The sequence below is a fragment of the Vibrio sp. 1078-1 genome (assembly GCF_033340475.1).
Genome location: NZ_JAWOWM010000109.1, coordinates 1 through 1006, shown reverse-complemented (window position 1 = coordinate 1006; position 1006 = coordinate 1). Strand labels below are relative to the sequence as shown.

Sequence of the window (1006 nt, the reverse complement as noted above, 5' to 3'; positions counted from 1 at the left end):
CCGGGAATGTTTTGGACGTACATTTCGGGTCATTAATCGTCACTGGTGTATCGCTTAACGCCACCAGAGAAAAGCACATCGCCATACGATGATCATCGTAGGTATCAATCGCCGCATGTTTAAGGTGAGGTACTGGTTTAACGATGATGTAATCCTCACCTTCTTCCACTTCCGCACCAACTTTACGAAGCTCTGTTGCCATTGCAGACAAACGATCGGTTTCTTTTACACGCCAGTTATAAACATTGCGAATTGCCGTGGTACCTTCAGCAAACAAAGCCGTCGTCGCGATGGTCATTGCTGCATCTGGAATATGGTTGTAATCCATATCGATGCCCTTAAGCTTCCCGACGCGGGAAATAACGTAATCATCGACCCATTCAATCTCTGCGCCCATTTTTTCTAGCGCATCAGCAAATCGAATATCACCTTGGATGCTATTTTTACCGATGCCAGTTACTTTGACTTCACCGCCTTTGATTGCAGCCGCCGCTAAAAAGTAAGAGGCCGACGAAGCATCCCCTTCCACAAGAAAATCACCAGGCGCAACATAGTGCTGACCAGCTGGAATCACAAACTCTTGATAGTCGTTGTTGATCACTTCGACACCGAACTGCTTCATGATATGCAGCGTAATATCAATGTAAGGCTTTGATACCAAATCACCTTCAATCTTAATACGCACTTCGCCTTCGGCAAGTGGTGCAGACATCAAAAAAGCCGTGAGAAACTGACTAGAAATAGAACCATCAATCGACACTGTGCCTGCTTTCAGACCAGTACCGACAATCTTTAGTGGTGGGTAGTTTGTGTTTTCCAGATATTCAATATCTGCTCCCGCCTCTTGCAATGCAGTCACAAGATGACCAATTGGTCGTTCTTTCATACGAGGCTCGCCAGTAAGCACATATTCACCTTGACCAACACAAAGTGCGGCTGCTAAAGGTCGCATGGCTGTGCCCGCATTGCCCAGAAAGAGCTCGACAGGTTCTGATACTGAGAACGG

The 1006-nt window shown here is 46.5% G+C and carries 1 protein-coding gene; it reads right to left on the bottom strand.

What is annotated here, in order from left to right; all coding sequences use genetic code 11:
- On the bottom strand, positions 1-1006 hold a 1006-nt coding region (gene aroA, locus R7190_RS25935), incomplete at both ends, for a 3-phosphoshikimate 1-carboxyvinyltransferase (protein ID WP_318137689.1).